This window comes from Gibbsiella greigii (genome assembly GCF_039540155.1).
Taxonomy (GTDB): Bacteria; Pseudomonadota; Gammaproteobacteria; order Enterobacterales; family Enterobacteriaceae; genus Gibbsiella; species Gibbsiella quercinecans.
The window spans coordinates 65,343-90,693 of sequence record NZ_BAABEM010000011.1 but is presented as its reverse complement, the minus strand read 5'-3'; the positions used below and the strand labels follow the sequence as shown (position 1 = coordinate 90,693).

General features: G+C 55.0%; 33 protein-coding genes and 1 pseudogene. 25 read left to right on the top strand and 9 right to left on the bottom strand.

All coding sequences use genetic code 11. The features are described 5' to 3' along the window. Positions 1–212: 212 nt before the first annotated feature. Positions 213–1,450: pseudogene (locus tag AC559G_RS11580) on the bottom strand (IS110 family RNA-guided transposase). A gap of 390 nt (positions 1,451–1,840) precedes the next feature. Between AC559G_RS11580 and AC559G_RS11575 the strand changes: the two are divergent. After that, complete coding sequence (locus AC559G_RS11575) at positions 1,841–2,575, top strand: O-methyltransferase (protein WP_498912646.1); 735 nt, start codon at positions 1,841–1,843, stop codon at positions 2,573–2,575. Between the two features lie 216 nt (positions 2,576–2,791). Here AC559G_RS11575 and AC559G_RS11570 read toward each other — a convergent pair whose 3' ends face one another. Next, positions 2,792–3,667: an integrase domain-containing protein gene (locus AC559G_RS11570; protein WP_498912645.1), complete on the bottom strand. Its 876-nt coding sequence runs from the start codon at positions 3,665–3,667 to the stop codon at positions 2,792–2,794. 790 nt (positions 3,668–4,457) lie between these two features. Further along, on the bottom strand, positions 4,458–4,703 hold the full coding sequence (locus AC559G_RS11565) for a helix-turn-helix domain-containing protein (protein ID WP_048636100.1): 246 nt from the start codon (positions 4,701–4,703) through the stop codon (positions 4,458–4,460). 159 nt (positions 4,704–4,862) lie between these two features. Here AC559G_RS11565 and AC559G_RS11560 point away from each other — a divergent pair, with 159 nt between their 5' ends. Continuing rightward, complete coding sequence (locus AC559G_RS11560) at positions 4,863–5,144, top strand: helix-turn-helix domain-containing protein (RefSeq protein ID WP_498912644.1); 282 nt, start codon at positions 4,863–4,865, stop codon at positions 5,142–5,144. 108 nt (positions 5,145–5,252) lie between these two features. Next, positions 5,253–5,519: a helix-turn-helix transcriptional regulator gene (locus tag AC559G_RS11555; protein WP_201963150.1), complete on the top strand. Its 267-nt coding sequence runs from the start codon at positions 5,253–5,255 to the stop codon at positions 5,517–5,519. A gap of 69 nt (positions 5,520–5,588) precedes the next feature. Here the strand turns inward: AC559G_RS11555 and AC559G_RS11550 are convergent, their stop codons facing one another. The 3 genes from AC559G_RS11550 to AC559G_RS11540 form a co-directional block, all read right to left on the bottom strand. Continuing rightward, positions 5,589–6,830, bottom strand: coding sequence for an integrase (locus tag AC559G_RS11550; RefSeq protein WP_498912643.1), 1,242 nt, complete (start codon positions 6,828–6,830; stop codon positions 5,589–5,591). Between the two features lie 274 nt (positions 6,831–7,104). After that, positions 7,105–8,196 carry a site-specific integrase gene (locus AC559G_RS11545; protein ID WP_498912642.1) on the bottom strand — a complete coding sequence of 364 codons (1,092 nt, stop codon included), beginning with the start codon at positions 8,194–8,196 and terminating at the stop codon, positions 7,105–7,107. Positions 8,197–8,199: 3 nt separating this feature from the next. Continuing rightward, positions 8,200–8,763: a phage repressor protein CI gene (locus AC559G_RS11540; protein WP_498912641.1), complete on the bottom strand. Its 564-nt coding sequence runs from the start codon at positions 8,761–8,763 to the stop codon at positions 8,200–8,202. Positions 8,764–8,879: 116 nt separating this feature from the next. On the opposite strand from AC559G_RS11540, the gene AC559G_RS11535 reads away from it, so the two are divergent. The 11 genes from AC559G_RS11535 to AC559G_RS11485 all read left to right on the top strand — a co-directional run bounded on the left by AC559G_RS11535 (position 8,880) and on the right by AC559G_RS11485 (position 15,036). Then, positions 8,880–9,140, top strand: a complete 261-nt coding sequence (locus AC559G_RS11535; RefSeq protein WP_498912640.1) for a hypothetical protein — start codon at positions 8,880–8,882, stop codon at positions 9,138–9,140. Positions 9,141–9,172: 32 nt separating this feature from the next. After that, complete coding sequence (locus tag AC559G_RS11530) at positions 9,173–9,682, top strand: phage regulatory CII family protein (protein ID WP_498912639.1); 510 nt, start codon at positions 9,173–9,175, stop codon at positions 9,680–9,682. Between the two features lie 9 nt (positions 9,683–9,691). After that, entirely contained in the window at positions 9,692–9,961 is a 270-nt protein-coding gene (locus tag AC559G_RS11525; protein ID WP_498912638.1) for a hypothetical protein, read from the top strand. Then, entirely contained in the window at positions 9,954–10,157 is a 204-nt protein-coding gene (locus AC559G_RS11520; protein WP_498912637.1) for a phage filamentation protein Fil family protein, read from the top strand. Before AC559G_RS11525 ends, AC559G_RS11520 begins: the two co-directional genes overlap by 8 nt. Positions 10,158–10,159: 2 nt before the next feature. Further along, positions 10,160–10,540 carry a hypothetical protein gene (locus AC559G_RS11515; RefSeq protein WP_498912636.1) on the top strand — a complete coding sequence of 127 codons (381 nt, stop codon included), beginning with the start codon at positions 10,160–10,162 and terminating at the stop codon, positions 10,538–10,540. 7 nt (positions 10,541–10,547) lie between these two features. Continuing rightward, entirely contained in the window at positions 10,548–10,952 is a 405-nt protein-coding gene (locus tag AC559G_RS11510) for a hypothetical protein (protein WP_498912635.1), read from the top strand. 75 nt (positions 10,953–11,027) lie between these two features. Then, positions 11,028–11,255: a DUF2732 family protein gene (locus tag AC559G_RS11505; RefSeq protein WP_498912634.1), complete on the top strand. Its 228-nt coding sequence runs from the start codon at positions 11,028–11,030 to the stop codon at positions 11,253–11,255. A gap of 155 nt (positions 11,256–11,410) precedes the next feature. Next, positions 11,411–12,289 (top strand): DNA adenine methylase, encoded by an 879-nt coding sequence (locus AC559G_RS11500; RefSeq protein ID WP_498912633.1) that lies wholly within the window; start codon positions 11,411–11,413, stop codon positions 12,287–12,289. Further along, the gene (locus tag AC559G_RS11495) at positions 12,289–12,696 is read left to right on the top strand and encodes a DUF5405 family protein (RefSeq protein WP_498912632.1); all 408 of its coding nucleotides are present in this window, start codon (positions 12,289–12,291) and stop codon (positions 12,694–12,696) included. Before AC559G_RS11500 ends, AC559G_RS11495 begins: the two co-directional genes overlap by 1 nt. Then, on the top strand, positions 12,696–14,747 hold the full coding sequence (locus AC559G_RS11490; protein WP_498912631.1) for a replication endonuclease: 2,052 nt from the start codon (positions 12,696–12,698) through the stop codon (positions 14,745–14,747). Before AC559G_RS11495 ends, AC559G_RS11490 begins: the two co-directional genes overlap by 1 nt. Positions 14,748–14,820: 73 nt before the next feature. After that, positions 14,821–15,036, top strand: a complete 216-nt coding sequence (locus tag AC559G_RS11485; RefSeq protein WP_498912629.1) for a hypothetical protein — start codon at positions 14,821–14,823, stop codon at positions 15,034–15,036. Here the strand turns inward: AC559G_RS11485 and AC559G_RS11480 are convergent. The 3 genes from AC559G_RS11480 to AC559G_RS11470 are packed head-to-tail and all read right to left on the bottom strand — an operon-like array spanning position 15,007 to position 18,166. Then, positions 15,007–15,333 (bottom strand): Ogr/Delta-like zinc finger protein, encoded by a 327-nt coding sequence (locus tag AC559G_RS11480; protein ID WP_498912628.1) that lies wholly within the window; start codon positions 15,331–15,333, stop codon positions 15,007–15,009. The two genes, AC559G_RS11485 and AC559G_RS11480, sit on opposite strands and share 30 nt — an antisense overlap. Beyond that, positions 15,330–16,379, bottom strand: coding sequence for a phage portal protein (locus AC559G_RS11475; protein WP_498912627.1), 1,050 nt, complete (start codon positions 16,377–16,379; stop codon positions 15,330–15,332). Before AC559G_RS11475 ends, AC559G_RS11480 begins: the two co-directional genes overlap by 4 nt. Beyond that, positions 16,376–18,166, bottom strand: a complete 1,791-nt coding sequence (locus tag AC559G_RS11470) for a terminase large subunit domain-containing protein (protein WP_498912626.1) — start codon at positions 18,164–18,166, stop codon at positions 16,376–16,378. Before AC559G_RS11470 ends, AC559G_RS11475 begins: the two co-directional genes overlap by 4 nt. A gap of 164 nt (positions 18,167–18,330) precedes the next feature. Between AC559G_RS11470 and AC559G_RS11465 the strand changes: the two genes are divergently transcribed. The 11 genes from AC559G_RS11465 to AC559G_RS11415 all read left to right on the top strand — a co-directional run bounded on the left by AC559G_RS11465 (position 18,331) and on the right by AC559G_RS11415 (position 25,275). After that, entirely contained in the window at positions 18,331–19,152 is an 822-nt protein-coding gene (locus AC559G_RS11465; protein WP_498912625.1) for a GPO family capsid scaffolding protein, read from the top strand. Positions 19,153–19,195: 43 nt separating this feature from the next. Continuing rightward, positions 19,196–20,224 (top strand): phage major capsid protein, P2 family, encoded by a 1,029-nt coding sequence (locus AC559G_RS11460; protein WP_072628526.1) that lies wholly within the window; start codon positions 19,196–19,198, stop codon positions 20,222–20,224. A 6-nt stretch (positions 20,225–20,230) separates the two neighbouring features. After that, positions 20,231–20,935 (top strand): phage terminase small subunit, encoded by a 705-nt coding sequence (gene gpM, locus AC559G_RS11455; RefSeq protein ID WP_072628525.1) that lies wholly within the window; start codon positions 20,231–20,233, stop codon positions 20,933–20,935. A 99-nt stretch (positions 20,936–21,034) separates the two neighbouring features. After that, positions 21,035–21,487 (top strand): head completion/stabilization protein, encoded by a 453-nt coding sequence (locus AC559G_RS11450; protein WP_197848293.1) that lies wholly within the window; start codon positions 21,035–21,037, stop codon positions 21,485–21,487. Continuing rightward, the gene (locus AC559G_RS11445) at positions 21,484–21,984 is read left to right on the top strand and encodes a phage tail protein (RefSeq protein WP_046897796.1); all 501 of its coding nucleotides are present in this window, start codon (positions 21,484–21,486) and stop codon (positions 21,982–21,984) included. The genes AC559G_RS11450 and AC559G_RS11445 overlap by 4 nt, the downstream gene beginning before the upstream one ends. Continuing rightward, positions 21,981–22,691 (top strand): hypothetical protein, encoded by a 711-nt coding sequence (locus AC559G_RS11440; RefSeq protein ID WP_392895209.1) that lies wholly within the window; start codon positions 21,981–21,983, stop codon positions 22,689–22,691. The genes AC559G_RS11445 and AC559G_RS11440 overlap by 4 nt, the downstream gene beginning before the upstream one ends. Further along, positions 22,688–23,812 carry a DUF2586 domain-containing protein gene (locus AC559G_RS11435; RefSeq protein ID WP_060435826.1) on the top strand — a complete coding sequence of 375 codons (1,125 nt, stop codon included), beginning with the start codon at positions 22,688–22,690 and terminating at the stop codon, positions 23,810–23,812. Before AC559G_RS11440 ends, AC559G_RS11435 begins: the two co-directional genes overlap by 4 nt. Beyond that, on the top strand, positions 23,809–24,264 hold the full coding sequence (locus AC559G_RS11430; RefSeq protein ID WP_046897793.1) for a DUF2597 family protein: 456 nt from the start codon (positions 23,809–23,811) through the stop codon (positions 24,262–24,264). The genes AC559G_RS11435 and AC559G_RS11430 overlap by 4 nt, the downstream gene beginning before the upstream one ends. A gap of 9 nt (positions 24,265–24,273) precedes the next feature. Further along, positions 24,274–24,576, top strand: coding sequence for a phage holin family protein (locus AC559G_RS11425; RefSeq protein WP_060431890.1), 303 nt, complete (start codon positions 24,274–24,276; stop codon positions 24,574–24,576). Beyond that, positions 24,563–24,904 (top strand): M15 family metallopeptidase, encoded by a 342-nt coding sequence (locus AC559G_RS11420; protein ID WP_060431891.1) that lies wholly within the window; start codon positions 24,563–24,565, stop codon positions 24,902–24,904. The genes AC559G_RS11425 and AC559G_RS11420 overlap by 14 nt, the downstream gene beginning before the upstream one ends. Then, positions 24,904–25,275: a hypothetical protein gene (locus AC559G_RS11415; RefSeq protein WP_498912624.1), complete on the top strand. Its 372-nt coding sequence runs from the start codon at positions 24,904–24,906 to the stop codon at positions 25,273–25,275. The genes AC559G_RS11420 and AC559G_RS11415 overlap by 1 nt, the downstream gene beginning before the upstream one ends. Positions 25,276–25,351: the final 76 nt, after the last annotated feature.

Below are 25,351 nucleotides of genomic sequence, written 5' to 3'. Positions count from 1 at the left end.
GAACGATAGTAGCTATCAAATCTTGCTATCAGAATTGTTTAAGAAACACCCAAAAAATATAACTTATTGATTTTTAAATTGATTTAATGATAGAGACGGAGCTTGGCATAAAATTGATAATAGGCAGTTAGACTACATAAAGCACTTGTTTTGACCTTCCCCGTTGATATGCATACTGTCCGCTTCACGCCCTGAGACATTCGACAAGCTTTTTATGCCTTCAGTAAGGGCGATTTTCGCGCTTCAAGAGCCAGCAAATATTTCGCTTCGTCGTAGTGGGTTCTGGTCTTCCAGCAGCGGTAAATGATCCTTATCCACTTGAATGCCAGAGCCCGGATCGCTGACTGATGAGATTTTCCTTTTTCTCGCAACCCCTGATAATACAGCCGGGCCCAGTATGATGAGTTAACCGTCTTGGCAGCCCATTCAACAAAGGTCTGCCTGACGAACTTGGCACACTGCCATCGCCAGTGAACCCAAGATTTCTGGCCACTTCGTTCTGTCACCGGTGCAATACCTGCGTAGTTTTGAATTTCTTCAGCGCTGTTAAATCGGTCACGGTTATCACCAAGCGCAGCAAGCATCCGTGGGCCTATGCACGGCCCCATACTCGGAAGTGATTTGAACACCCCTGCATCAGGCAATGTGTCAAACAGCGTTTCGATTCGTTCGTCATAGGTTTGGATGATTTCGCTCACGACTTTAATTTGTGTCGCCAGTGCTGTTGCCATCAGAGCATTAGCCTCTATAACACTCTGATCTGTTGTCAATGGGATAGCGTTATCAATACTCGCAACGCGCTGCCCGGTAAGGACCATGGCGCGGCCACCTTTGGCATTCAGAAAGTTGCGGATCGTGTCGCGCCTGGCACGCTTCAGTTGCTGCAGACTGGGCCACCGTATAATCAGTTCACACAACAGCAAGCTGCCCCGGTGTGAGAACCTCTCCAGTGGCTGAGGATAATACTGCTTAAGCGTGTTGATGAGCCTGTTCACAAAGCGGCGTTTGTCTTCGACCAGCAATCGACACTGCTCAACTAACTGCTGAAGTAACCGAATATCCGCATTGTCGGGTTCTATGGCTTTTATTTTTTGGGGATACGTAGCATTAGCTCTAAAGCTAACTCAGCATCCTGTGGATCATCCTTCGCACCACTTGGCCATAAGGTTTGCCGGTAACGGGCCAGCGATAGCGCGTGCACGGGAAAGACAGTGACAAAAGGGTACTTCTGGAGAGCGTACACCACAGGGCCTTTTTTCAACTCAAGGGCGATGGCGATCCTACCTTTCACCTTTTGGTGCAACCCGATGAGCCAGATATCAAGCGCTTCCGGCGTGTGTTCAATTATATGGAATGTGCGCTCACCGTTTTTACACTGAACGCAGACATCATGCTTTTTATCCGCCTAGTCCAGACCAACATGTGCAGCAAATTGATTAGTCGCAGTCATCACCAACTCCTTTTCATCGGGGATTGGTATGCATTCCACGTTCTTCGAAAGAAATATAGTCAGCAGTTTATCTGCATGCCCTGAGTATTCGTTAGCGAACGTGGAGCACCTACTGGCTCGAAAGAAAAGCGGCAATCATCAAGTCACATGATTCTGGCACAATATTCGTAACCAGTAAGCGCATACCCTGAATCACTAAGAAGTGTAACTCTCAGGGTACGAATGACTATACCTGGCATTGAGTTGCCCGCAAGAGTTCCATCAGGCGGCTATGAGCGAGGTGCGGAAGTTAGTGTAAACTGTGAGTTAGCATACCAAAGCCATCTATATTGACCTCTGACATGTATATTGAATCAGTGGCGATTCACATTTCACAACAGAGAGAACAAAATGATCCCTGAATTATCAACACACAAGACGTATTCCGATCTTTGGAAGAAAGAGTCAGACTCGTTAGACAAATCTGATGTATATAAAAAACTGGCCGCGTTTACCCCTGATGGTAACGTGTTGGAATTCGGCTGTGGCGCGGGTCAAAGCACCAGCCATCTGCTTAAGTCCCACGCCGTTCTGTCACTCGAAAACAATAAGTATTTGATTCAGATGGCAACCGATTATCTGCTCGGTTTGGGATTCAGCCCCAACATTCGCAAATGCGATTTTTATGCTTTGGGTGACGATGACAAGCAGGCTATACGCGACTTCGAACCAAAAGTAATAACTGGCTGGTTTATTGGTGGTAGCGGTGAAGATCAAATTCTGCGTATTCCCAACCAACCAAACCCAACTGAACTTATGAAGTCTTATCGTGAAAAGATAGAAGATATCATTGTGTCTCGAGATGTTTGCATAGAGTCAGTTGAGTACATTCAGTTAGGTATGCGCAGTTTTGGTCTTGTCAACTCGGACAAGGAACGTGACTTCACTGATACAAAGGAAAACTTCGATCAATTTGTATTTAGTCAGGCTGGTTTTGAAGTTATCGCTGTTGACTCGTTCATCTGGGAAGTTGATAAAAGCGTTTTCCCCTATGCATACGCGAAAAACCCCAATTTTAACGAGGGTAATCCAGCTCAAACCATTCCTTTAATCACCTCTATCCTAGCTAAGCGTATTAGCAAGTAACTCATAAAAAAACCGGTCAACATGGCCGGTTTTCATTAACACTGACCTGCTCCCCATTGATTAACACTGAAGTGGCACACTGAATTTGGCCACCTAAACAGATGAGTTAACGCCTGCTTTTGGCACATAGCCGCCTGCCGGATTAGATTGCGCTCAGATCAGCAAAAGAGCCAGATCGAGCATGGGTCAGAACACGCCGATTTATTCAACGACACTCTACAGCGCTTTCCCATAAACCCGCTCCACATACCGCCCTCGTCCATCTCCATGCCCTAAATCCATTGATACCAGCGCGCTGGCTTCCCGGTTACTGAACCCCTGCTGCCGGTAATAGCACATCGCATCCTGCGCCCATGCGTAACGCAGGCTGTGCGGGGAATATTGCCCCTTTAGTCCTGCCAGAGCCGTTTGCGAGCGCCAGCGGTTGATGGCGCTTTTCAGATCCGGTTTATCAATCAGCCGACCGTTGCGAGTAGCGGCTATCGCCAGCGCTTGATTCACTGTCTGCGTTAACGCTTCCCGATCCAGCACCCGCGTTTGCCGGGGCCGTCCGCCTTTGGTGCCGAATACCACCGTTAATTGCTCGTCGCCTCGCTCCAGCGCTGCGGCCCACGTCTTGAGCGACTGCGAACACTGCACCGCTTCCTGTGAGCGCAAACCCATCATTCGTGCCAGTTGCAGCGTGAGTGCTAACCCTGCATCTTTCTGCTGCAGGGTTGCCAGCGCCGCCTTATAGCGTTCCGGCGTAATCACCTGCCGCGTACCGTCCCGGCTGGCGCCACCCAGCCCTAACGCCTTGTTGCTCAACCGTTCCGCATCAGCCAGTTTAGCCCGCCCGGCGGTGCGCAACATCACCCGCACTGCTGCTATCTCGTTATGCAACGTGCGCAGAGTAATTCCCTGTTCTAACCGCTCGGCGATATAGCATTCGATATGTTTTGCTTTCAGATGCTGTACCGTGCGGATCTGAATATTCAAAGATAGCAGATGACTGGCAAGTCGCTCTGCAATCTTTAGTCGGTCATGAACCGTCTTATGGCTGCCGCCGGCCTGTCGGGCCAGCGTCTGCATTTCCAGACTTAATCGTGACATATGTTATCCCCCCATCCTCAATAACCTCTGTTCTCCGGCGCACGGCGATTTACGACACGAGGAAACCGTGCCGCACTGAACAATACCTGCGCGCCGGAGCGGCAGCGGTTGAGGTATGGCGGGGATATCGGTTATGCACTCGGTGCAGCCGCCTGCATCAGCAGGGTAATCCCCTCAGGCTGAAAGCCTGCCTCGGTATCGGTTCAGTCCTCCTCTGATAAGTGGGTTGATGAGAATTGACGCAGAAAATGTGCGTCAGATGACAGGTCGCGCCGGAAAGCGCTGTGGGGCAAGGGCTGGCGCAGTGATCGTTCGCGGCGTCACTTGCAACGGCTTTCCGCCGTGTGAAGTGACGCCGCTGCCTCATGGATGCATTCGCTGAGGCAGCAAAAGGCCGCAGACGGTTGCGCCAGCTATAAAGGTTGTTGTACGCATCAATGCGTATGCAAAAAGCAGTTGCTTCACGAAGAACAAACGGAATGCAGCCCTAAGGCGTTGGGATAAGTTAGCTACCATCGCCGCAGCGATCACCCGCAAAAGGGTAGCGGGGCGGGTTGGGAGTCGACCACACAGATTGGTCCTGCGCGTTGCCTTGAAGGTCGTGGCAACATGGGAGTGCTGCGTGCAGCAGCGGTGTAGCACTGACAATTTACTGCGCCAAAATCCGTATATCAAGCGGCTAACGCGCTGCGCTTGTTGGCTCCTTACTGGATTTCTATTCCATAGAAATCCAGTAAGGAGCGTCTAAATCCACTAACAGGATGAAAAAAATTTTGTAAATTTTTAGTGGCTAATCCGAGGTTCCATCTCGGTATTGTTGATGCTGTCCGCTGTTATAACGCGAAGGCCAGATCTCTTCGGGGCGTTTATGCAAGGCTTCGGCGATTAAGCGTTCTCCTTTAGGCCAATGGCGCGTCAGTGTATTTGCCAAAGTGGAAGAGGCGAGTCCCGCGTCTCTGGAAACAGCAGCCAGCGTTGTGCCTTTCTTTCTTAAACCAGCAATGATATCTGCCGGATGCCAGTCTTGTTCGGTCATCGGAAGTTACCCTCGTTAGTAGTCATAAGACAGAGTCAGCGAAGTTGCCTTCTTCCGACTCAGGCATGTTTTTATGTTTCTTCTTTAGGAAGTCTAAAGACAATGAATCTTAAGGAATGCTAAAGATTCTGTCAATACAGTTATTGATGGCAGATCCTTATGATCCCTAAACGTCTTAAAAATGCGAGGTTACGGGCTAATCTGACGCAAGAACAGCTTGGCGTATTAGCCGGGATTGGCGAAGAGACGGCCTATTCTCGTCTCTCGCAGTATGAGAGCGGAACGCATACGCCATCGTTCAAAACGGTTTGCGCCTTTGCACACGCATTGAACGTGCCAGAGAGCTATTTCTACACCGTGGACGATAGCTTTGCAGAAGCGATCCTGAAACTGTATGCCGGTGAAACCGTACGGTGGCAATGCACGCCAGATGGCAAATAAGGGCAGGGTACACACTAAGCGCGTCGCCATCTTTATAAACTCTAAAGAAAATCCATGTTGAGGAATGCTAAAGATTACCGCAATACATTAACTGCCGGTAATAACTGAATGATTCCTAAGCGTTTGAAAGCGGCCAGATTAAGAGCGAATCTTACGCAGGAGAAGCTCGGCGTACTGGCTGGTATCGAAGAGGCTACCGCCTATTCGCGTTTGTCTCATTATGAAAATGGCACGCATAAACCCACGTTTGAATTGGTATGTGAATTTGCCCGCGTACTCAATGTGCCGGAGTGCTACTTTTACATTGTTGACGATGAATTTGCAGAAGATGTGCTGAATTTGTATCTTGAGCGTTCCCGACGCAAAGAAAAATAACGCGTCTCCCGCCTCACACCATCACTTGTTTATGGTGTGAGGCGGGAGAGAAAACACGGCTTCATACAATCACCCAATCGCCTTAAGTCCCCGGACTCCGCCTTCCAGCACGCTGCCGTTGTCCGCCGCTTTCACAAAGTCAGCCCACCATTGCATCATGGGGCGGCGTTGCTCCAGATAGTCGCTGCGGTTATAGGCCCGGCGTACTTCATTTTTATCTACGTGGGCGAGGGCGGCTTCGATGACATCGGGCGGAAAGCCTTGCTCATTGAGCGCGGTGCTGGCAATGGAGCGCATGCCGTGTGATACCAGAATGCCACCTAATCCGGCGCGTTTTAGCGCGGCGTTGACCGTCTGGCTATTCATTGGCTGTAACGGCTTAATGCGGCTGGGGAAAACATATTCCCGGTGGCTGCTTAAAGGTCGCATAAGTTCTAGAATCGCCAGCGCCTGTTCTGACAGCGGAACGATATGTACCCGCTTCATTTTCATGCGTTCGGCCGGAATGCGCCATTCTTTAGCGTCCAGATCGATCTCTTGCCAGCGCGTCTCAGCGGCTTCGACAGGGCGGGTGAGGGTGAGAAGTTGCCACATAAACAGACAGCGGGTCGGCAACTCGATATTTGCCAGCCGCATCGTTTGCATCAGTTGCGGTAGTTGATCCGGGCGGATGCTGGGCATGTGCTTTTTCTGCGGTTTCTCGAACGCCTTGCTGATATTGACGCTGGGCGCCGCATCGATCAGACCAACGTTCATGGCATAGATCATCACCTCGTTAATCCGCTGACATAACCGCCTTACCGTTTCCAGCGCGCCTCTGGCCTGCACCGGCTGGATAGCCTGCACCAGCGTGCGCGCTTTAATGTCCGTAATGCTGATATCGCCGATGGCGGGAAAGATATCCTTTTCGAGGGAGCGCCGGATATCGGAGGCATAGTCGGCGGTGACGCTGCTCTTTTTTAACTGTAGCCAGCGTTCGGCAACGACCTTAAAGGTGTTGGATTGGGTTTCCAGCGCTTGCTTGCGCAATGAAAGCTGGTGTTCATAAGGGTCAATATCTTTTACCAGCAGGGCGCGGGCCGCTGTACGGCGTTGCCGGGCGTCGGCCAGAGTGACTTCGGGATAAGGGCCAAAAGTCAGTTTTGCGCGCTTTTTGGTTAAAGGCCGGTAGTAGCGCATCTGCCAGACTTTTCTGCCGCTGCTTTTGATTAGCAGTTGCAGACCGTCGCCGTCATGCAGTGTGTAATCCGCCTCCTGTGGTTTGGCGGCTTTGATCTCCGTATCGGTGAGGGGTTTTGTTAACCGTGCCATAGGTACCTCCATCATTTAGGTACCCGCTGGATGGGTACCTGCCTTTCGGGTACCTAAGAAGGTACCTAAAAGTTGTGGAAGCCACAAGATCGCCACAGCAACCAGTAGACGTAAAAAAGCCCGCAGGGCTTGTGCCATGCGGGCTTAGTGGACTTCTTTGGCGTTCTATAGAACAAAATTTGGTGGAGCTGGGGGGATTTGAACCCCCGTCCGAAATTACTACATAGTATCTTATGGTGTTTACAATCAATGGTTTTGTATTTTAATCAATGAGTTATTTGGTTTTTGTTTGTTGGGTTTCGTATTGCTTTGCGTTCTCTGCCGCCATTTTGCCGCCACATTTGGGGTGCCAGTTAAGCCCGGCCAATGGATTTTTAGTTGCGGCATCTTCAAGATGATCCGGAGCGAAGTGTGCGTAGACCATTGTCATTTTTATGTCGGCATGACCGAGAATATTTCTCAAGACCAGGATGTTTCCACCGTTCATCATAAAGTGACTGGCAAAGGTATGGCGTAACACATGGGTGCACTGGCCCTCTGGTAATTCAATGCCTGCTCTTTTCAGTGCTCTTTCGAATGCTTTACGGCATGGGCTGAATAAGCGGCCGCGCTTCTTGGGTATTTCATCGTACAGCGATTGCGAAATCGGAACGGTTCTATTCTTCTTGCCTTTGGTTTTGGTGTAGGTGATCCGATATTTGGTAACTTGGTGTCCGCTTAAACCCTCGGCCTCACTCCAGCGAGCACCAGTAGCAAGGCAAATTCTCGCAACTGTGATCAGATCAGGGTTTAATGATTCTTCGCAGGCATCCAATAGGCGTTTAATCTCGTTTGGTGCTAAGAATGAAAGTTCGCTTTCCGCAATCTTAAAAGCAGGTAAACCAGAAAGCGGATTCGGAGCGTTCCAATGCCCCATTTTCTTTAAGGTTCCAAATACGGCGGATAGGTTGCTTTGTTCTAGGTTCACCGTCCGAGGTTTTACTTTGGGTAGAATTTGTCCATCTTGAAGGCGAACCAATCCGTTTAAGCGTTTTTCACGGTATGAGGTGAAATCCGCCGCGCTAAATTCGCTGGCTATTGGATCGCCAAGGCCTTCACATATAATTTTTAGCTTGGCAGACATACGGCGCGGATCGGCTAAGGTTTGCCCATACAGTGAATGCCAAAGGGCTATAAGTTCTGACAGCCTGCGCCGGTCAACTTTTTCACCAAGCCAAGGTTTATTTTCCACTTCCTCCATCGTGAAGTTTTCAAAAGCAACGGCTTCGCCTTTAGTGGCGAATTGTTTACGTACTCTTTTGCCGGTTCGCCCTGTTGGATAACATTCACAAATCCATTTCCCGCTAGGTAACTTCCTTATTGTCAAAGGTTACTCCTTGCTAAATACGGCTATCACCCGAGCGATTAACTTAATGTCGTCTACGTTACATTCAAACGGAACGCCGCCGCCTAATACCTTGACCCTTTTTACCGGTATGAATGCCAGTTCTCTTATACTGTGCTTGCCTTCAACCTCTACGAGCCAGCGACCATCGGTCTGATCTTTGATGCCTTTATCAACAAAAAATGAGTCTATATCGGTTCGGATTACATAAGGCTCCTTTAGATTGTTCGGGAGGAAAACTTTATCAAACATAATCTTACCGGACTGTTTTAAGTGGCTGCCTATAAGTTTATAGGTATCAATATTGACAATGTCCGACTCCGAGTGCTCATATTTTGTGCCCTCACCAGTGGCTAGCCAGCGCAAAGAAACGCCTGTTTCTAAAGCACATCTAACTATCTGATTGCCTGGGAATGTGTCGTTGTTGTACCACGTTGCTAGGGTGCTTTTTGAAATACCTAAGTGATCACATAGTGCCTGTCTAAACCGAAAACCGTAGGCCTCGACCATTCTGTTGATGGCATTAGTTCCGCCAGTCTTAAATTCCATAAAGTACTAAACCTCGAACATTATTGTTGACGGTTCGAAATTCGGGATGTATAAGTGTTTTGTGCGATAATACGAACTTATGCAAACCGAAACGAGTTAACAGGAGATGTTGCATCATGGCTGAAACCATTTCAATAAACATTCCTCGTGCATGGGTATACCCAGAGGAATTTGCAAAGCTTGAAGGTATGTCTATCCACACTGTCTACAAGTGGAAAGAGCACGGCAAGCTGGAGATCCTTCCTAAAACTATTGCACCAGGTAAAAAACGGGCGGGCGGCCGCATTCGCATTAAGTACGCGAAATATAAGGCTCAACAAACCCGCGAGATCCTTGGGCACTCAAATTTTTCAATCAATGTTGTTGGCGTTCACTAGTTCCATAGTGCGAACTTTTTGAGGATATGGGTATGTTTGATTTTGTGAACGCCAAACATCCGCACCTTGATAGCGCCTGCCGTCGATTTGCCTTGGCGCATAATCTGGTTGAGTTGGCTCCGGTGCTGAGCCTTTCCGCCCAAGTATTGCGCAACAAGCTGAACCCGGATCAGCCGCATGAGCTGACGTTGTCCCAGCTGGTAAAGCTGACCGCTATCACTGACGACGCGGCGATCCTGGACGGGCTGTTGGCCCAACTGAATTGCCTGCCGGCGGTGCCGCTGAATGAGGCCAAGCCCGGCAATCTGCCAACCCACACTTTGAGTGCTACCGCTGCGATCGGCGCCATCGCCGGCGAAACCGCATCCTGCGCCCCTATGACGCAATCCCGTAAAAACGCCATTCTTGACCGTGCCAATCAGGCTATTCGTGAGCTGTCGCTGATCGTTGTGTCGGTTGAAGCGCGTTTCCAATCCACGCCAATGCTGGCAGCCGCTGTTGACGTGCTCAACACCTGCGCCCCTGCGTTTGGTCTGAGTTGAGGTAACACCATGAAAAAAAGGATTTTATGGCTTAATGCCGCTGATTGTCTTGTCGATGCTTATTTGAATCCTGCTGAAAATATCGGCTTTGATTCTGTGTCCGTGCTGACGGCATTAGAGAACGTGTCTGATGCGTTGTACTACCTTGATGAACCTCTTTGCCAGTTCATCGTTGAACATACGTGCCGGTGGTTTGGCAGTGGAATGACTGCCCCCGCTGATTTTGTTGCCTGTTGGCAGCGTGTCTATGGCCGTTGTGAGGGTAGTAACAATGATTAATACCGCGCGTTTGTTACTTAATCGCTGCCCACCGCAGCAACTGCCAAGTTATGGCCACGGCTGGATTGAACTGCCGAATGGTCAACGCTGGCAGCCGTGCGCCAGCCGAGTGGTGTTTTCAGGGGATTCAGTCGCACCAGGTAAACGGGCCAAGCGCCGCCCGTGGTGGTTCCGTTTGATGGGGTTGAGGGGGTAACGATGGCAAATCATGAGCACTGGCTTGCGGTGTGCCGCGCCACGGTTACCGGCCACCACAGCAAAACCCGCAAGGTGTGGAACAGCCTTAGCCCGTCACGCCGTGGCGTGTTGCTCCACGCTGCCGGAATGAAGTCACTGTTTTGTAATTACTCCTGGGACGATTTCAACGAACGCGAGTTGCACCAGTTGAAACGGGGTATTCAGCGTTTGCAGGCAATGGTGAGTATGTTCGGCGGTTTCAACGATCTGGACTTTCGCACCGAGGCGCCAGGGATGCCGACGAAGAAGGCAGCGGCCACGAAGGCACCTACGGGCACCAATTCCTTGCGGGCCAAAGCCGACCTGTTGCAACGGCTCAAAGCATTACACGTCAATCACTGAGGTAGTCATGAAAATAATTGCGGTACAAAAAGAAGGGCTGTTGTCCGATTTCAACGCCTGGGGCGTCAAGCCCAGCTATGCGCGTTTCTTTCTGGAGAAGTGCGAGGAAACCAACGGGTTGATCTCGCTGGCTCATGAATTGGCCAACGATTCCCATCATCTGACCAACCCTTACCAATGGTTTGCCGCCAACGTTGCGTTCTGGTGCCGGGTGTACCGCGAAGCGCAGTCGCCGGCGGGGCAGGTGGAAGCGCTGGCCGGTATCCGTGCCATTTACTACATTGCCGGCAGCCTTGGCCTTGAGGTGACAACGCGCATGATCGCCTTGTGGTGGAAAAGCGCCCAACCTTTGCATGGACTGACGGCCCCGAATCAATCGCATCACAGCGGCGATAATCGCCAGATCCACTAATTAACCCACGGCAGAGCACTACGGCTTTCAACAGATTGCCGGGGCCGCGCTTTGCCCAAATTTGGAGAAAACACCATGCCAACTATCGGCCAAGACATAAGTAACCGTGCTGCCGCCAAGTCATTTGAGTATGCGCTTAACCTGGCGCGCCAGGAAGCTAGCCGCGATGCGGCAATCAAGTTTTCCAGCCGTCTGGATCGTCTGGCGACACACGCGGCAACGGCTGAACTCTCGGCTGTCGAGATTATCGAGTTACTGCGGCAGGACGCGGAACGCCTGCATAACCAGGGGTTGCCTTCATGACATTGAGCGCTGTTTTTTTGCTACTGGCCATGCTGGCGTTAATCGGGCTAGGGCTAACGGTCTGCTTTGTTGGTGTTGTTGCTGTGTGGCTATGGCGCCGCAGGCAGTGCAAGCCACCCCGTTACGAAAACCAAAATTATGATTAGGCGAAACCCATGAATAAAACCGTATTGAAATGGGCGGGGAGTAAAGCCCGCCTGTCGGCAAAATTGCGCGAATACCTGCCGGAAGGCGATCGCCTGGTTGAGCCGTTCGGCGGCTCCTGCGCCGTGATGATGAATACCGATTACCCGGAATACCTGATAGCGGACGTTAACTCCGACCTGATCAACCTGTACCAGGTGATCGTCGCAGAGCCTGAGCAGTTCATTAATCATGCGCGTTATTATTTCGAGCACGGCAACGGCGAGGTGGAATACTACGGCATACGCCACGCATTTAATTTCTGCGCTCCCGAGCCTGCTTATCGCGCGAGCATGTTCCTCTACCTGAACCGCCATTGCTTTAACGGGTTGTGCCGTTACAACCGTGCCGGCGATTTCAATGTGCCCTATGGGCGCTACAAGAAACCTTATTTCCCAGAGGATGAGATCCGCGCCTTCGCTGAAAAAGCGAAGCGTGCAACGTTTATCTGTGCCGACTTTCACGAAACCCTGCGCCTGGTGCGTTCTGGTGACGTGGTGTACTGCGATCCGCCTTATCTGCCTGAGAAGGGCAAAGACGCATTCACAAATTACCACTCTGGAGGATTTGGAAAGCGCGAGCACTTAAGTTTGGCCGTTAACGCACGCCGTATTGGTCAGTCGGGCATACCGGTAGTGATTTCGAACAGCATCCGGGCGGCCGAGATAAATCTATACCACGGGTTCGATGTGACCGAAATTGAAGCGCCGCGCAGTATTAGCGCCAGCGGCGATAGCGCCAAAACGGCAAGGGAAGTTTTGGCGTCAATAACGCCTACGGAAGCCTCGCCTCTTGGGTATTCGATCCGAGTCAGTTACCCGGCGTGGTGCTATGGGGAGGTCTGTGAATAATGAATAATCATTTCACGAATGACGCCCGCGGGTTCATCCAGTGGCTGATTGATAACGGCCGCGAAACCGAAGGTTCGATCATGCCGCTTTATGCGGCATGGCGTGATCGTCCGGTGTCAGAGGAAACGGCCAGGCTGATGCCGGCCGGTCATTCCGCTAAATGCTGTATCGATCATCGCTACGTCATTGCCAAGACCGATAAGACCTTCACGCTTTACGAACTGCGACACAACGCCGCCGGCGGCCGCGCGGTGGTGATGGCGCTGTATGCGGACGAGGTGGCGCTTGTTAGCGATTTGATAAACCACAGCATCCGCCAGACCAAGGTCGCCAGCATCGGAGAGTTGGTTGCGGAAACCCAGCGTCTGGCCATGCAGTGCGATGCGGCGTTGGCCGAGTTCCAGTGATGGCGGTAGAAGCTGTGCAAAACGGGCAGTATCACGCCACTGCCCGTGCCCAACGTGAACTGTTCGCGCCCACCGTGCCCGATGGCATCAGCGTGGTGGAGCGAGATTTGTGGCATCTGGACAGTGAGGATCATGCGTGGCGCTCCCAATTTTTTAGCGAGATACCGGACTATCTGGCCCGGTACTTTGGCGAGCGCTACGCCAAAATTTACCGCGATGTTAAAAAAGGCGGCCGCCGCCGTGCCAATGCATTTTTGCGCACCACGCTGGGTAAAAGTGTATTGCCACGCCTACGGCTGGTAACTCAACGTTTCCAAACTCAATTCCATGCGGCCGGCGTTGTGCCGTTCCCCTTCAATGACGATCTGGCCAGGCTGCCGACGCTGGGCCGTGACGAGCTGCGCAACCTGGCGCACCGCGTGGCGGACTTTATGGCCGCCAGCTTTGCCGACTACATCGATCGCACCTTTGCTGAACCGGCCGAGGGCCAAAAAGACATGGCGGCCCGTACGCTGGCCACTTACCGCAATTTGGCCGGGCTGAGCCGGGAAATTGGCACTGAGCCGCCGTATTGGTTTTTGTTCATCAAGGGGCGGATCTCCGTGCGCCAGATGGAATCCGGGTTGCTGCGCATGATGGCGCCGGAGTGGTGGCGCGTCCGGTTGAAGGGGCGCCGTGATCTGATGCGCGAGCATATGGCGATCGCCGTGGGCCAGGTGCAGAAAGCCGCGTCGTCGTACGTGAGCCGCAGCACCCTGGGCGAGTGGGCCGAACAGAAGAAGCGCAACCGCGAATTTTTCAAGGTGTTCGATCTGGAGAACGAGGAAACCGGCGAGCGTGTTTCTATGGCGGATATGGTCAACGGCAGCAACGCTAATCCGGCCATTCGTCGCTGTGAGCTGATGGTCAGAATGCGCGGCTTTGAAGACATCGCCAAGGAAAAGGGCTATGTCGGCGAGTTCTACACCATCACGGCGCCGTCAAAATACCACTCCGTCCACAGCGTTGGCGGCTTTGTCGAACAGTGGAACGGCGCCAACCCGCGCGACACGCAAAAATACCTGTGCCGGGTGTGGGCCAAAGCCCGCGCGGCGATTGCCCGCGCCGGGATCAGCGTGTTCGGCTTCCGCGTCGTCGAGCCGCATCACGATGGCACGCCACACTGGCACATGCTGTTGTTCACTCTCGCCGCCGACCTCAAGCCGCTGCGCCGCATCCTGCACAAATACGCCTGCGCGGAAGACAAGCAGGAGCTGCGGACGTTCAAGGCCCGCAAGGCCCGTTTTCACTTCAAGACTATCGACGAGAGCAAGGGCAGCGCCACCGGCTACATTGCCAAGTACATTTCCAAGAACATCGACGGGTACGCGCTGGACGGGGAAAAAGACGAGGAAACCGGCGAAAACCTGCGGGATATGGCCAAGGCGGTCAGCGCCTGGGCGAGCCGCTGGCGTATTAGGCAGTTTCAGCAAATCGGCGGGGCGCCGGTCACCGTCTGGCGGGAGCTGCGCCGGCTGCGGGGTCAGCAGCTGGATAATCCGCAGATGGATGCCGTGTTGGCGGCTGCCGATGTGGCCGTCGATTGGGCGGCATACACCGAGGCCCAGGGCGGGCCGTTGGTGGCGCGGGCGGATCTGGTGGTGCGCCTGGCCTATGAAATCACCGAGCAGGGCAACGCCTACGCCGAGGACGTCCAGCGGGTTGCGGGCGTCTATTCGCCGCGCCTGGGCGAGGCGTCGCGCGTGTGCACACGGCTGGTGCAGTGGAAGGTGGTTCCTAAGTTGGCCGAAGCGTCAGCGCAGGCCGGTGTTTCTGGCGGCAACGCCGCCCCTTGGAGTTCTGTCAATAACTGTACGCCGGGGCTAAGGCGTCAATTATCGGTACTGCTCAAGCGTCGCGGTTTTGAGGGGAGTGAACACGAAATGATGATACTGGAACGGGGCAGCAGTCTGCTTATTCACGGCGATAGGCGGCTAATTCTGCGTAAAGGACGGTTGGAAGAAGTGGGCAGTCTGCCTGAGCATGAGCTTTGGCCGGGGTGGAATGGTTAGGCATTTAGCATGTTGCTAAAATAATAACGACACTGTATAAATAAACAGTATAATTCAATGAGAGGGATCTGAAATGCGTGATAGTTTCTTCCAATCTCTGGCTTTTGAACGTGTTGATTTGGTTGCCCGTTTAGTCGCGGGTGCGCCAGTCAGGCCTGGCGATCATGAGCTGGCGATTGCATGGATAGCGGAAATGACTACGGCAATGGTTGAAAGGCAGAAGGATGAAGAAAAACGCCCCCAGGATGGAGGCGTTGAGTCAGGCGGCGGAGGTAGCACTCTGCAATAAATCCAGCATCATCTGGCGTTGCTGAAGGTTCATGCCGTCAATGACGGTTTTCAGTAACTTGTCCCCGGTTTTGGCGCTGGGGCTAAGCGTGTGGGAAAAGGTCACGTTCATCACAAAAGTGTGGCCACATTCCACGTCAGTACAGGCGCAATACAGATCCGAAATCTGGCGATGTTTCCGGGCGGTTTTCTTGATGATGGCATTCGCGCCACATTCCGGGCATAAGACTTTCATCACGCGCATGTTTCTGGCTCCAAAAGTGGCAATCTTCCGGAATTTTAACGTTTTTCTGCTCATAACGCACCCGATTGTGATGTTTCAATGTCGAATTTCAAATGTAAATGCGCTGGCACATCACGATCGGTATTCACCGCGTCCATAATCATGCGCTGCAACGGGATCACCTCGTCCTGCCGGTAGGTTTCGCGGGCCTTCACCGGGTCGCCGAGGCCGGCCGCGTTGCTGGGAATGATGCCGGCCAGCCCGGCCGGATAGCGGTGTGCAGTTAACACATCCTGGGCGCTGATGTTCTTGATATTGGCAAACTCATCCTTGGCGCTGATGTCGCCGATCGGAATAAATTTAATCCCCTCTGGATCGCCTTTCGGGATGTTCACAAACAGCGTGCTGAAATTGCCGATCCCTTTGCTTTGCTCCAGGCATTGTATGATTTCTTCTTCTACTTCGGTGCTTAAGTTCGGGTCGTTGGTGTAGATGATGCCGCCCGTATGTGCGCCGTTGTGGTAGTACAGCCGGCGAAATATCGTCGCCTCGCTGTTGAGCAGGGCCGAGTGAATTCCGCCGATGTAATCGGGCAGGCCGTAAATCTGCTGCTGCGGATCGTACTGCTGCAAGAAGATAATATCCTGCGGCAGGTACACCAACGGCTCGCCTTTTTGCAGCACCACAAACGAGTTGTCCTTGCGGATGCGCAGATAGAGCGACGGCAGCGGCTCCAGGCCGATCACCTCGCCCCAGCCGTTGCGCACCTTGAGGATGGCCAGATCGCCAAAGGTCAGGTAATCGAACACGCCGGCTTTCAGCTTTTCATGGGTCAGGCCGCCGCCCTGGTAGTTGGCCGCCACCATATTGCGCCGCGCATAGAGCACGCCGCCATGCTGGCCGTTGAGGTTGACCAGTTGCGCCAGCGCCAGGCGGTCAATCGGTTGGCTGTAGTGGTCAAAGTCGTTGTCATACCAGATTTCCCGGTAATCGGTGCCGGTGGTGAGTACCGGCTCGGGCTTGCCGAGGTTGCCCAGGTTCATGATGCTCATTTTTCGGTTGCTGCCGGCGGCGCTGGCCTGGCGCGGTTCAGCGCGGCGGCGGTGTTTGTTCTTCTTCATGCGGCTTTTCTCGTTTTCCATGTTGATTTGCGGGCGTTCTCGTAGTTGAGCGGTTCATTGTCGGCGGCGTGGGACAGGGCAAAGAACACGTCAGCGTGCCCGGTCTCGGCGCTGCGATCGGCGGTGAACGTCATGCTGCCGCCCTTGGCGGTGGTGGTGCGACGGATGGCCAGGAAGCTGGCGGGGATTTCCTTCTGCTCGTTGTCCCATTCGATGCGCTGGTTTTCCACCAGGTCGACCATCTTGAGTACAAGCCGGTTTTTGGTTTCCACCCCGTAGCGAATAGCGACGGTCTGGCGCGGCGCGAATGCCTCCACCATCTCGAACACGCCGCTGCCGATCCCGGTGGTATCGATACCGATGTGCGTCATGTTGTAGCGCTTGAACAGCTTCTTGATCTGGCTGGCCTGGTGCTTCCAGTTCATGCCCTGCCAGTAGAAGGTGGCCAGCACGCGGAAGCGTTCGCCCTCGTAGAGCGGCGGCGCCAGGATAACGAAGGTCGAGGTATCCCCGGAACGGGCCGGGTCGAAGCCGCCCCACACCTCGCGGCTACCAAAGGGCCGCGCGGCTTCCGGATCGTGATCTTGCCAAACGGCAATGTCGACGCCGCAGCCTTCCAGGTCGCGGAACTTGAACACGCTGTCGCCGCTGTCGACGAACACGCACATAAACAGCATGTTGAACGTATCGCGCGGGTACTTGTTGCGCAGGCGGTCGATGCTGGCCAGGTTGAACCCGCCGGCGATCGCATCTTCCAGGGTAATGACATAACGCCATTGTTCATCCGGGCAAAGGCGCCCGCCGTCGCGCAGTTGGTCAAAGGTGGGGAAGTCCACCTTTTTGCGCTTGGCGTCGCCGCGCTTCCATTCTTCCCCCGTCCAAAACGGGTAAGCCTGGTGCGTCTTGCTGCTGGGCGTGGAAAAGTAGGTGGTGCGCCACCGGTCATGCGTGGCCATCGCGCTGGCTACTTCGTTCAAGCGGGTAAAGTTCTGTATCCAGAAATACTCGTCGATATAGAGGTGCCCGCTGTAAGACTGCGCGGTGTTGGAGTTGGTGGACAAAAAGCGCAGTTCGGCGCCGTTACTCAAGCGCATTGGGTTGCCGGTCAGCGTCACGCCAAAATACTGTTCGGCGATGTTGACGATATAGGAGCGGAACACCTCCGCCTGCGGGCGCGAGGCCGACAGGAAGATTTGCGGCTCGCCGGTCAGTACCGCGTTTTCAAACGCTTCAAAGGCAAAGTACCAGGTCGCGCCAATCTGGCGGCTTTTGAGGATGTTGCGGATCTGCTGGGTGATATTCAGGCGCAAGTGCTTCTGGTAGCCGAAAAGGTGTTCATCGGCGAAGGCGTCAAAGTCGTCCTTGGACAGTGACGAAATGTCATTTTTACGATACTTGCGTTTTTTCTTGCCACCCTCGCGTTCGTCGCCGGCGCCGGTGTAGTCGTCGCCGCCTTCACTGGCTCCCTGGCTGCTGAGCGCCGCCATTTTTTCCGCGTGTTTCGCCTGCTGGATGCGCAGTTTGCAGTGGTGCGCGATCAGGCTGTCGAGTTCTTTAAGCTCGATGTCCGTTTTATTGTCGCGGTGAGTCAGCACCTGAATGCGGCGGTTGATCACTTCCTCAATGCTTTCATGGCTGAGCAAGTCGGCCCATTGCCATTTATCCGCCCAATAATAAACGATCCGCGCATTCGGCAGATTTAATTCGCTGGCGATTTCCTTGGGCGTCCAGTGTTTCAAATACAGTGAACGCGCTACGCCGATAAGTTCTTGTGAGTATTTAGCCATGCGGCAATTATGCGGGCTTTATTTTTTGTTGACGCTGGATTTAAATCGGCTGGTATCGGTTAAGGGGGCTTATCCGAAAGTGTCAGAAATTAACGGGGTGCGCGGTTTTTATTGCGGGGTAATAATCAGGTTATCGATATAACCGGATAAGAAAAGAGCGTGCAGTGTCCCAATTAATGACCGATTGGATTTGTATTTGCGCGGAAGGCGAAACCGGCGACAAACGTTTTGTTGAGCGTCAATGGTTAATCGATGCCGCCGAGCTATACGATCCGAAATTAAAAACCGCCATGATCTGGCCTGAACATAGCCGCGAAACCGAATACGGGAATTGTGGCGAAGTGCTGGCCCTGAAATGTGAAGAAGGCGAAGACGGCATTATGCGGCTGTTCGCTCGCCTGCGGCCCAATATCGGGCTGATGCGAGCCAATGCAGCGGGGCAATTGGTGTTCTGCTCGGCCGAGTTTACCCCCGATGGCAATTTCCGGGGTACGGGCAAATCGTATCTGGAAGGGCTGGCCGTCACCGACGAGCCGGCGAGTGTCTACACCGAACGGCTGCACTTTAGCCAGACCCGCAAGCAGGGTTTGATTTATGCGGCCACTCAACCCTTGAACCTGATAGGTAACAATATGGCTAAGGACAAAAAAAACAGCTGGCGTAAATTCTTCTCGCTGGAGGATGAATTACCGGAAGAGACCACCGGCGAGCCGGATAAATTACAGGCGTTGGCGGAAGCTGTCGCCGCACTGGAAAATCGCGTTGCAGCGCTGGAAGGCAAAACCGAAGAAACCGCCGCGACGGTTGAAGAAGTCCAGGAAGATGTGGAAACCGTGAAGGAAGTGGTGGACACCCAGGAATTCAAACTGCTGCGCGACAATATCGGCGGCATCGTGAAGAATTTCAGCAAACTGGACGATCGCATTACCAAGTTGCCAAACAAAAATCCAAAGGGCGACGCGCGTAAGCCGTTCAAGTTCCTTTAATCGACCATCCGCTTTTATTTCATCCTGTGGATGAGGGGAAACTATGCAATTAAATCAACGTGCGCGTGAGATGCTGGATAAATACAGCGCCGGCCTTGCGCAAGAATACGGCCAGTCGCGTGCTGACCGCTATTTTTCTCTGACCGACCCGAAAGAAACCCAACTGCGTGCGGCGCTGCTGGAGTCCGTGGACTTCCTGTCCATGATCACCTGCGCCGATGTTGACCAGTTGCAGGGCCAGGTGGTCAACGTGGGTAATCCGGGCATCTTTACCGGGCGTAAAGAGGGTGGCCGTTTTATCCGCAATACCGGCGTCGACGGGCTTGAGTACAAGCTGGTTGAAACCGACTCCGGCGCGGCCCTGAAATGGGCGTTGCTGTCGGTGTGGGCGAACGCCGGCGATGAAAACGAATTCTTCCAGCGTATGCAAGAATTCACCAACCAGTCCTTTGCGCTGGATATGCTGCGCATCGGCTTCAACGGCACCAACGTGGCCAAGTCTACCGATCCGGATAAGAACCCGAACGGCGAAGACGTGAACATCGGTTGGCACCAGTTTGTCCGCAACTACGACAAAAACCAAATCATCGATACGCCGATCACGCTGGATGAAAAGGGCGATTACAAATCACTGGACGCGATGGCGTCAGACCTTATCAACAGCAAAATTCCGCAGCAATTCCGCAACGATCCGCGCCTGGTGGTGCTGGTTGGCGCCGACCTGGTCGCGGCGGAGCAATACCGCCTGTATCAGGCTGCCGATCGCCCAACCGAGAAAATCGCCGCGCAGATGCTGGGCACCTCCATTGCCGGCCGTCCGGCCATCGTGCCGCCGTTCATGCCGGGCAAACGCATGATCGTGACGCCGCTGAGCAACCTGCATTGCTACACCCAGCGCAACACCCGCCAGCGCAAGGCGGAGTTCGTGGAAGACCGCAAACAGTACGAGAACAAATACCTGCGCAACGAAGGTTACGCGGTGGAGTACCCGGAACTGTACGCGGCCTTTGATGAAAGCGCCGTCACCATCGGCAAGGTGAAAGAGCCAAGCGAGCCGGTGGCGAAGGAGTAACACGGCATGGCCCTGTCACCCGCCCAGCGCCACAGCGCCATGATCCAGGCGCAGCGCAAACTGGATAACCAGCAGGCGATTGCCGGCTGGGACAGCCTGCACATTCAGGTGCGGGCAATGGAAAGCGACATTGCGCGGCTGCGCAACCTGCCGACCATTGCCGATCGCATCCTGATGAAACGCGACGTGTTGCTGCCGCGCTGGCAGCCCACGGTGGAGGCTTATCTTGCGGCGGGTGACGTTCACGCCAATCCGATTTTTGCCTGGTGCGTGATCTGGTTGTTCGACGTAGGCGATTTTGATTTGGGGCTGGATTGGGTGGACATCGCGATCGCCCAGCGTCAACAGACGCCCGACCGGATGCGGCGCAGTTTTGCCGCCTTTGCGGCGGACACCGTGCTGGCCTGGGCGGAAGAAGAAGCCGCCCAGGGCAACAGCGTGGAGCCGTACTTTTCCCGCACCTTCGAGAACGTGCGGGACAACTGGCGGCTGCATGAGGAAATCAGCGCCAAGTGGTTCAAGTTTGCCGGGTTGATGCTGCTGCGTGATGACAACGGCGAACCCCGCGCCACGGCGGTGGACGATGTGGCCACGCTGGAGCAGGCCGACAATCTGCTGATGCAGGCGCACGCGTTCGATCCGGTTGGGGCCAAGGTCAAAACGCACCGGCAGCGTATCGCCGCCCGGTTGCGTGCCCTGGCGAAAGAGTAAAACGACTACCGCAAGCCAAAGCGGGCGCGGTGGAGGCAAGGCACTTCGGTGCGATGTGCTATGGAAACCGGTCTGCCCGCTTTTTTTCGGAGTGAAACGATGTTTAGCGGTGAACCCATTGATTACCAGAATGAAGTGCTGACCAATGACGGATTTTGGCCGGATCTGAACCTGGCCGACTTCCAGCAGCGGCGCAACATTCCCAGCGACATCGACGCGGGCACGTTGTCGGCGGCCCTGGTGGCGACGGTGGCGGAAATCAATCTTGATCTGGCGAAGCTGGCCACCCAGCTAAAAGGCCAGGGGTATCAGGTGGCCGCAGCGGTGCCGGGGCCAAATATCGACGGTAAAACCGCGCTGATCGCCCAATACGAGAAAGCCGTGTTTGCCAGGGCCAAGGCCGATCTGCTGGGCGAGTATTCGACGCAGTTTAGCCGGGCGCCCAACGCCGGGCAGGAAAACCCGGAAACCCGCAGCCGCTTGCTGGCCGAGGCCGCTTTTGTGCTGCGCAACATGAAGGGGGTGCGCCGATCGTCGGCGCGGCTGGTATGAGCAAACTCGACTCATTGACGCAATTTATCAAGGCGAATTTGCCGGCGCGGATCGCCAACCTGGAGTTTACCAGCGACATGGACGGGCTGCGGTTTATTCCGGCGCAGCGCGAGCTGGGGTTAGACCAGTATCAGCTGGCGGTGATGCAGTTCGAGGTGGTGTTGTCCTGGGGGCGTTTCCCCTTCCGCCTGTTTGATCCGCGTAATCTGTGCGCCCTGCTGATGTCCTGGCTGATAGAGCACACCGACGAGGGGCTGGCAGAGCAGGGCTTTGATCTGGAAATGCCAGAGATAGTGATCCTGGCGGATACGCAAACGGCCGTTGTCGAGGTGACGCTGACGCTGTATGAAGCGCTGACGGTGGTCAGGGATGCGGAAGGCATGATCCCCTTCGATGGTGAGCGCTGGCGACTGGCCGATCCGCAAATCTGGTGGGCGCTTGAAGGGACGGTATACGGCGCCGATGCGACCGGGGCGCCGATCGGTAAAACGTCATGATCATCAATGGCGAACTGAGTAAAAAACAGCTGCGAGAGTTGCGCGGCGAGCTGGCCAGGCTGGAGCTGGGCCAGAAGAAGAAACAGCGCTTTTTGTGGCGCATGGCCAAGTACGGCGTGATCCAGACGGCAAAGCAGCACGTCAAAAAGCAGCAGACCCCGGACGGGGAAGCCTGGGCGGCAAGGAAAACGCGACGGCGCGGCAAGATGCTGCGCAACCTGCCCAATTTGCTGCACATCCGCGACCTGCCGGACATCGAGGCGGTGCGGGTTTACCTCCAGGGCGGCGGATATCGCAACGGTGAAAATCCGGTGCCGGCCGGGGTGGTCGGCGCGGCCCAGCAGGAAGGGATGCGCACGCAAAACCGCCGCCAACGGACGGGCAAGCGGCACAACGACCCCAACCGCAAGGCGACATTGCGCCAGGCCAAAAAGCTGCGGCAATTGGGTTACCGCATCAAGCGGGGGGCGCGGTGGCGGCGGCCACCGTTGAAAGAAATTGCCGGGGTGATGTCGTTCGCCCAGGCGGGGTTGCTTATCAGAAAACTGAGCGGGAAAGCGGCGAAATCCGTTTGGACGGTAGAACTTCCCGCCCGTCCGTTCCTGGGCATGAGCGACGAAGAATTTAACAAGGCGTTGGCACGTCAACTACAGGCGATCGGGTTCGGCTGGGATGTCAAGGCGCAGGATATGAAGGGGAAATTATGAGTTGGCCAGAGATTCAGGTTAACCAGGTTAACCGGTTGCAAGGTGAAACCAAAGACATTGAGCGGGTGTTGCTGTTCGTCGGCAGCGGTAAGACCAATGTCGGCAAAACGCTGGCGGTCAACACGCAAAGCGATCTGGATGCGCTGCTTGGCATGGGCGATTCGGTGCTGAAAAGCAACGTGAAGGCGGCGATGCTCAATGCCGGGCAAAACTGGTTCGGCTATGTGCATGTGCTGGCTGAACCGGATGCGCCGGCAACCTGGGCGGCGGCGGTACGCAGTGCGCAGCAGGTGGCGAGCGTGGAAGGAGTGGTGTGCCTGGTGCCGGCAACGGCGGAAATCATCAAGACGGCCGCCAGTCTGCGGGCGGAGTTCATCGCCAAATTTGGCCGGTGGCAGTGGTTTATTTTGTCTGCCGAGGGCGTACAGAAGGGCGAAACCTGGGCGGACTACCTGGGACGGGTGAAAGACCTGCAAAAAGGGGTGGCGGAGCCAGGCATTCAGCTGACGCCGCGCCTGTGGGGCAACGAGCCGGGCGTGCTGGCGGGGCGTCTGTGCAGTCGCAAGGTCACCATCGCCGACAGTCCGGCCCGCGTGGCCACCGGGGCGCTGGTCGAAATGGGCAGCACGGCCCTGCCGGTGGATGGCACCGGGGTGCAGTTGGAGCTGGCCACGCTCCAGGCGCTGGAGGCACTGCGTTTCAGCGTGCCGATGTGGTATCCCGACTATGACGGCATGTATTGGTCGGACGGCCGCACGCTGGATGTGGAGGGCGGCGACTATCAGGCCGTTGAGAGCCTGCGCGTGGTCGACAAGGTGGCGCGGCGCGTGCGCCTCCAGGCGATTGCCAAGATTGCCGATCGGTCGCTGAACAGCACGCCGGGGAGCATTGCCGCGCACCAGGCGTACTTTGCCCGCGTGCTGCGTGAAATGTCGCGCAGCACCCAAATTAATGGGGTGACGTTCCCCGGTGAAGTGAAGTCCCCACAGGATGGCGACGTCAAAATCACCTGGCGCACGTCCACCAAGGTAGAAATTTATCTGGTGATCCGTACCTACGAATGCCCGAAAGGCATCACGGTGAGCCTGATGCTGGATAACTCGCTGGAGGCAACAGCATGACAAAGCGTATTTCGGGCCAGTCGGTCGACTTCAACATGGACGGCGCACTGATCCACGCTGAAAAGGTCAGTTTGAGCATTACCGACAACACCGCCGCCGCCCAAACCCAGGGCGTGCCGGACGGGTGGGTAAGCGGCGACGTGGCGGCCGAGGGCGAAATCGAACTGAGCACCAAGGCATTCGCCCAGGTGAAAGCCAGGGCGCAGGCCGCCGGCAGCTGGCGCGGCATCCCGCCTATCGATCTGATGTGGTATGCCAAGGCCGGCAATGAAGAACTGAAGGTTGAGGCGTTCGGTTGCAAGCTGATTGTGAGCGACATTCTGGACGTTGATCCGAAGGGCGGCAGCATCATGACCCACAAAATCAAGTTCGTCGTGACCGATCCCGATTTTGTGCGCCTGGGGGGCATTCCTTACCTGGAGTCGGACGTTACGCAGAACCTGATCGGGTAAGGGTAGGCAATGCAGGAGCATGAGAAAAATATTGTCTGGCTGTTGGTGCTGGGGGCGATTATCGCCGTGGGCCAGGTGCTGAGCAGCCAGGAGCCGATCACCCTGCGGTTGTTCATTGGCCGCATCGTGCTGGGTTCGGCCACCTCGATGGCGGCGGGGGCCGCGCTTATCTGGGTGCCGGGATTGTCGCCGCTCGCGATCGTCGGGCTGGGGGCGGCGCTGGGGATTGCCGGCCACCAGGCGGTGGAACTGTGGTTGCGGCGTAAAGGCAGCAGCCTGCTGAAAGGGAAGGGAAAACATGACACTGAGTGAAAAACAGCAGCTTTTTACCGTGATGATCGCCCAGCTGATCTATTGGGCGGACGAGCGGGGCTATCGGCTGACCTTCGGCGAGGCCTACCGCACGCCGGAACAGGCCGCCCGCAATGCCAAAACCGGCGCGGGCATTGCCAACAGTCTGCACACCCAGCGGCTGGCGGTGGATTTTAATCTGTTCATCAACGGCCAATACCAGACGCAGACCGAGGCCTATTTACCGCTCGGCGAGTTTTGGGAGTCCATCGGCGGCAGTTGGGGCGGGCGCTTCAAGAGTCGCCCTGATGGCAACCACTTTAGCCTGGAACACAACGGGGTGCGCTGATGAACAGGGCGGCATGGTGGGGGCTGGCGGTGTTAGTGGCGGCGTTTGCGCTGGGATGGCAGGCCAACGGTTGGCACCGGGACAGTGTGCAGTTGGCCATTGAGCGGGCGGCGTCGCAGGCCGGTGAGCAGTCCCGGCAGGCCGCGCAGGCGGTGGCCAGCGCCTCGGCCCGCCAGTTGGAGGAAAAGTTGGATGCAATACGAAACGCGCCACCCAAAGAGATCCGCACCGAAGTGGTTAAGCCGGTTTTTACCCGCGTGTGTCTGTCTGATGACTTTATCAGGATGTACAACGACGCCGCCGACCGTGCCGAACGTGCCCTTTCAGGAAAATCTGCGGGTGAAGTGCCCGGAAACGCTACCGCGCCTTAATGGCGTGACGGGCAAGGATATTAGCGACGCGCTGCTGTGGTATTTCGATAATTACCCGGCGTGCGCCGCCAGACAT

Coding starts and splice junctions, on each gene's coding strand:
- AC559G_RS11575 (WP_498912646.1), top strand. CDS start 1,841: ATGATCCCTGAATTATCAACACACAAGACGTATTCCGATCTTTGGAAG.
- AC559G_RS11570 (WP_498912645.1), bottom strand. CDS start 3,667: ATGTCACGATTAAGTCTGGAAATGCAGACGCTGGCCCGACAGGCCGGC.
- AC559G_RS11565 (WP_048636100.1), bottom strand. CDS start 4,703: ATGACCGAACAAGACTGGCATCCGGCAGATATCATTGCTGGTTTAAGA.
- AC559G_RS11560 (WP_498912644.1), top strand. CDS start 4,863: ATGATCCCTAAACGTCTTAAAAATGCGAGGTTACGGGCTAATCTGACG.
- AC559G_RS11555 (WP_201963150.1), top strand. CDS start 5,253: ATGATTCCTAAGCGTTTGAAAGCGGCCAGATTAAGAGCGAATCTTACG.
- AC559G_RS11550 (WP_498912643.1), bottom strand. CDS start 6,830: ATGGCACGGTTAACAAAACCCCTCACCGATACGGAGATCAAAGCCGCC.
- AC559G_RS11540 (WP_498912641.1), bottom strand. CDS start 8,763: ATGGAATTTAAGACTGGCGGAACTAATGCCATCAACAGAATGGTCGAG.
- AC559G_RS11535 (WP_498912640.1), top strand. CDS start 8,880: ATGGCTGAAACCATTTCAATAAACATTCCTCGTGCATGGGTATACCCA.
- AC559G_RS11530 (WP_498912639.1), top strand. CDS start 9,173: ATGTTTGATTTTGTGAACGCCAAACATCCGCACCTTGATAGCGCCTGC.
- AC559G_RS11525 (WP_498912638.1), top strand. CDS start 9,692: ATGAAAAAAAGGATTTTATGGCTTAATGCCGCTGATTGTCTTGTCGAT.
- AC559G_RS11520 (WP_498912637.1), top strand. CDS start 9,954: ATGATTAATACCGCGCGTTTGTTACTTAATCGCTGCCCACCGCAGCAA.
- AC559G_RS11515 (WP_498912636.1), top strand. CDS start 10,160: ATGGCAAATCATGAGCACTGGCTTGCGGTGTGCCGCGCCACGGTTACC.
- AC559G_RS11510 (WP_498912635.1), top strand. CDS start 10,548: ATGAAAATAATTGCGGTACAAAAAGAAGGGCTGTTGTCCGATTTCAAC.
- AC559G_RS11505 (WP_498912634.1), top strand. CDS start 11,028: ATGCCAACTATCGGCCAAGACATAAGTAACCGTGCTGCCGCCAAGTCA.
- AC559G_RS11500 (WP_498912633.1), top strand. CDS start 11,411: ATGAATAAAACCGTATTGAAATGGGCGGGGAGTAAAGCCCGCCTGTCG.
- AC559G_RS11495 (WP_498912632.1), top strand. CDS start 12,289: ATGAATAATCATTTCACGAATGACGCCCGCGGGTTCATCCAGTGGCTG.
- AC559G_RS11490 (WP_498912631.1), top strand. CDS start 12,696: ATGGCGGTAGAAGCTGTGCAAAACGGGCAGTATCACGCCACTGCCCGT.
- AC559G_RS11485 (WP_498912629.1), top strand. CDS start 14,821: ATGCGTGATAGTTTCTTCCAATCTCTGGCTTTTGAACGTGTTGATTTG.
- AC559G_RS11480 (WP_498912628.1), bottom strand. CDS start 15,333: ATGAGCAGAAAAACGTTAAAATTCCGGAAGATTGCCACTTTTGGAGCC.
- AC559G_RS11475 (WP_498912627.1), bottom strand. CDS start 16,379: ATGAAGAAGAACAAACACCGCCGCCGCGCTGAACCGCGCCAGGCCAGC.
- AC559G_RS11470 (WP_498912626.1), bottom strand. CDS start 18,166: ATGGCTAAATACTCACAAGAACTTATCGGCGTAGCGCGTTCACTGTAT.
- AC559G_RS11460 (WP_072628526.1), top strand. CDS start 19,196: ATGCAATTAAATCAACGTGCGCGTGAGATGCTGGATAAATACAGCGCC.
- gpM (WP_072628525.1), top strand. CDS start 20,231: ATGGCCCTGTCACCCGCCCAGCGCCACAGCGCCATGATCCAGGCGCAG.
- AC559G_RS11450 (WP_197848293.1), top strand. CDS start 21,035: ATGTTTAGCGGTGAACCCATTGATTACCAGAATGAAGTGCTGACCAAT.
- AC559G_RS11445 (WP_046897796.1), top strand. CDS start 21,484: ATGAGCAAACTCGACTCATTGACGCAATTTATCAAGGCGAATTTGCCG.
- AC559G_RS11440 (WP_392895209.1), top strand. CDS start 21,981: ATGATCATCAATGGCGAACTGAGTAAAAAACAGCTGCGAGAGTTGCGC.
- AC559G_RS11435 (WP_060435826.1), top strand. CDS start 22,688: ATGAGTTGGCCAGAGATTCAGGTTAACCAGGTTAACCGGTTGCAAGGT.
- AC559G_RS11430 (WP_046897793.1), top strand. CDS start 23,809: ATGACAAAGCGTATTTCGGGCCAGTCGGTCGACTTCAACATGGACGGC.
- AC559G_RS11425 (WP_060431890.1), top strand. CDS start 24,274: ATGCAGGAGCATGAGAAAAATATTGTCTGGCTGTTGGTGCTGGGGGCG.
- AC559G_RS11420 (WP_060431891.1), top strand. CDS start 24,563: ATGACACTGAGTGAAAAACAGCAGCTTTTTACCGTGATGATCGCCCAG.
- AC559G_RS11415 (WP_498912624.1), top strand. CDS start 24,904: ATGAACAGGGCGGCATGGTGGGGGCTGGCGGTGTTAGTGGCGGCGTTT.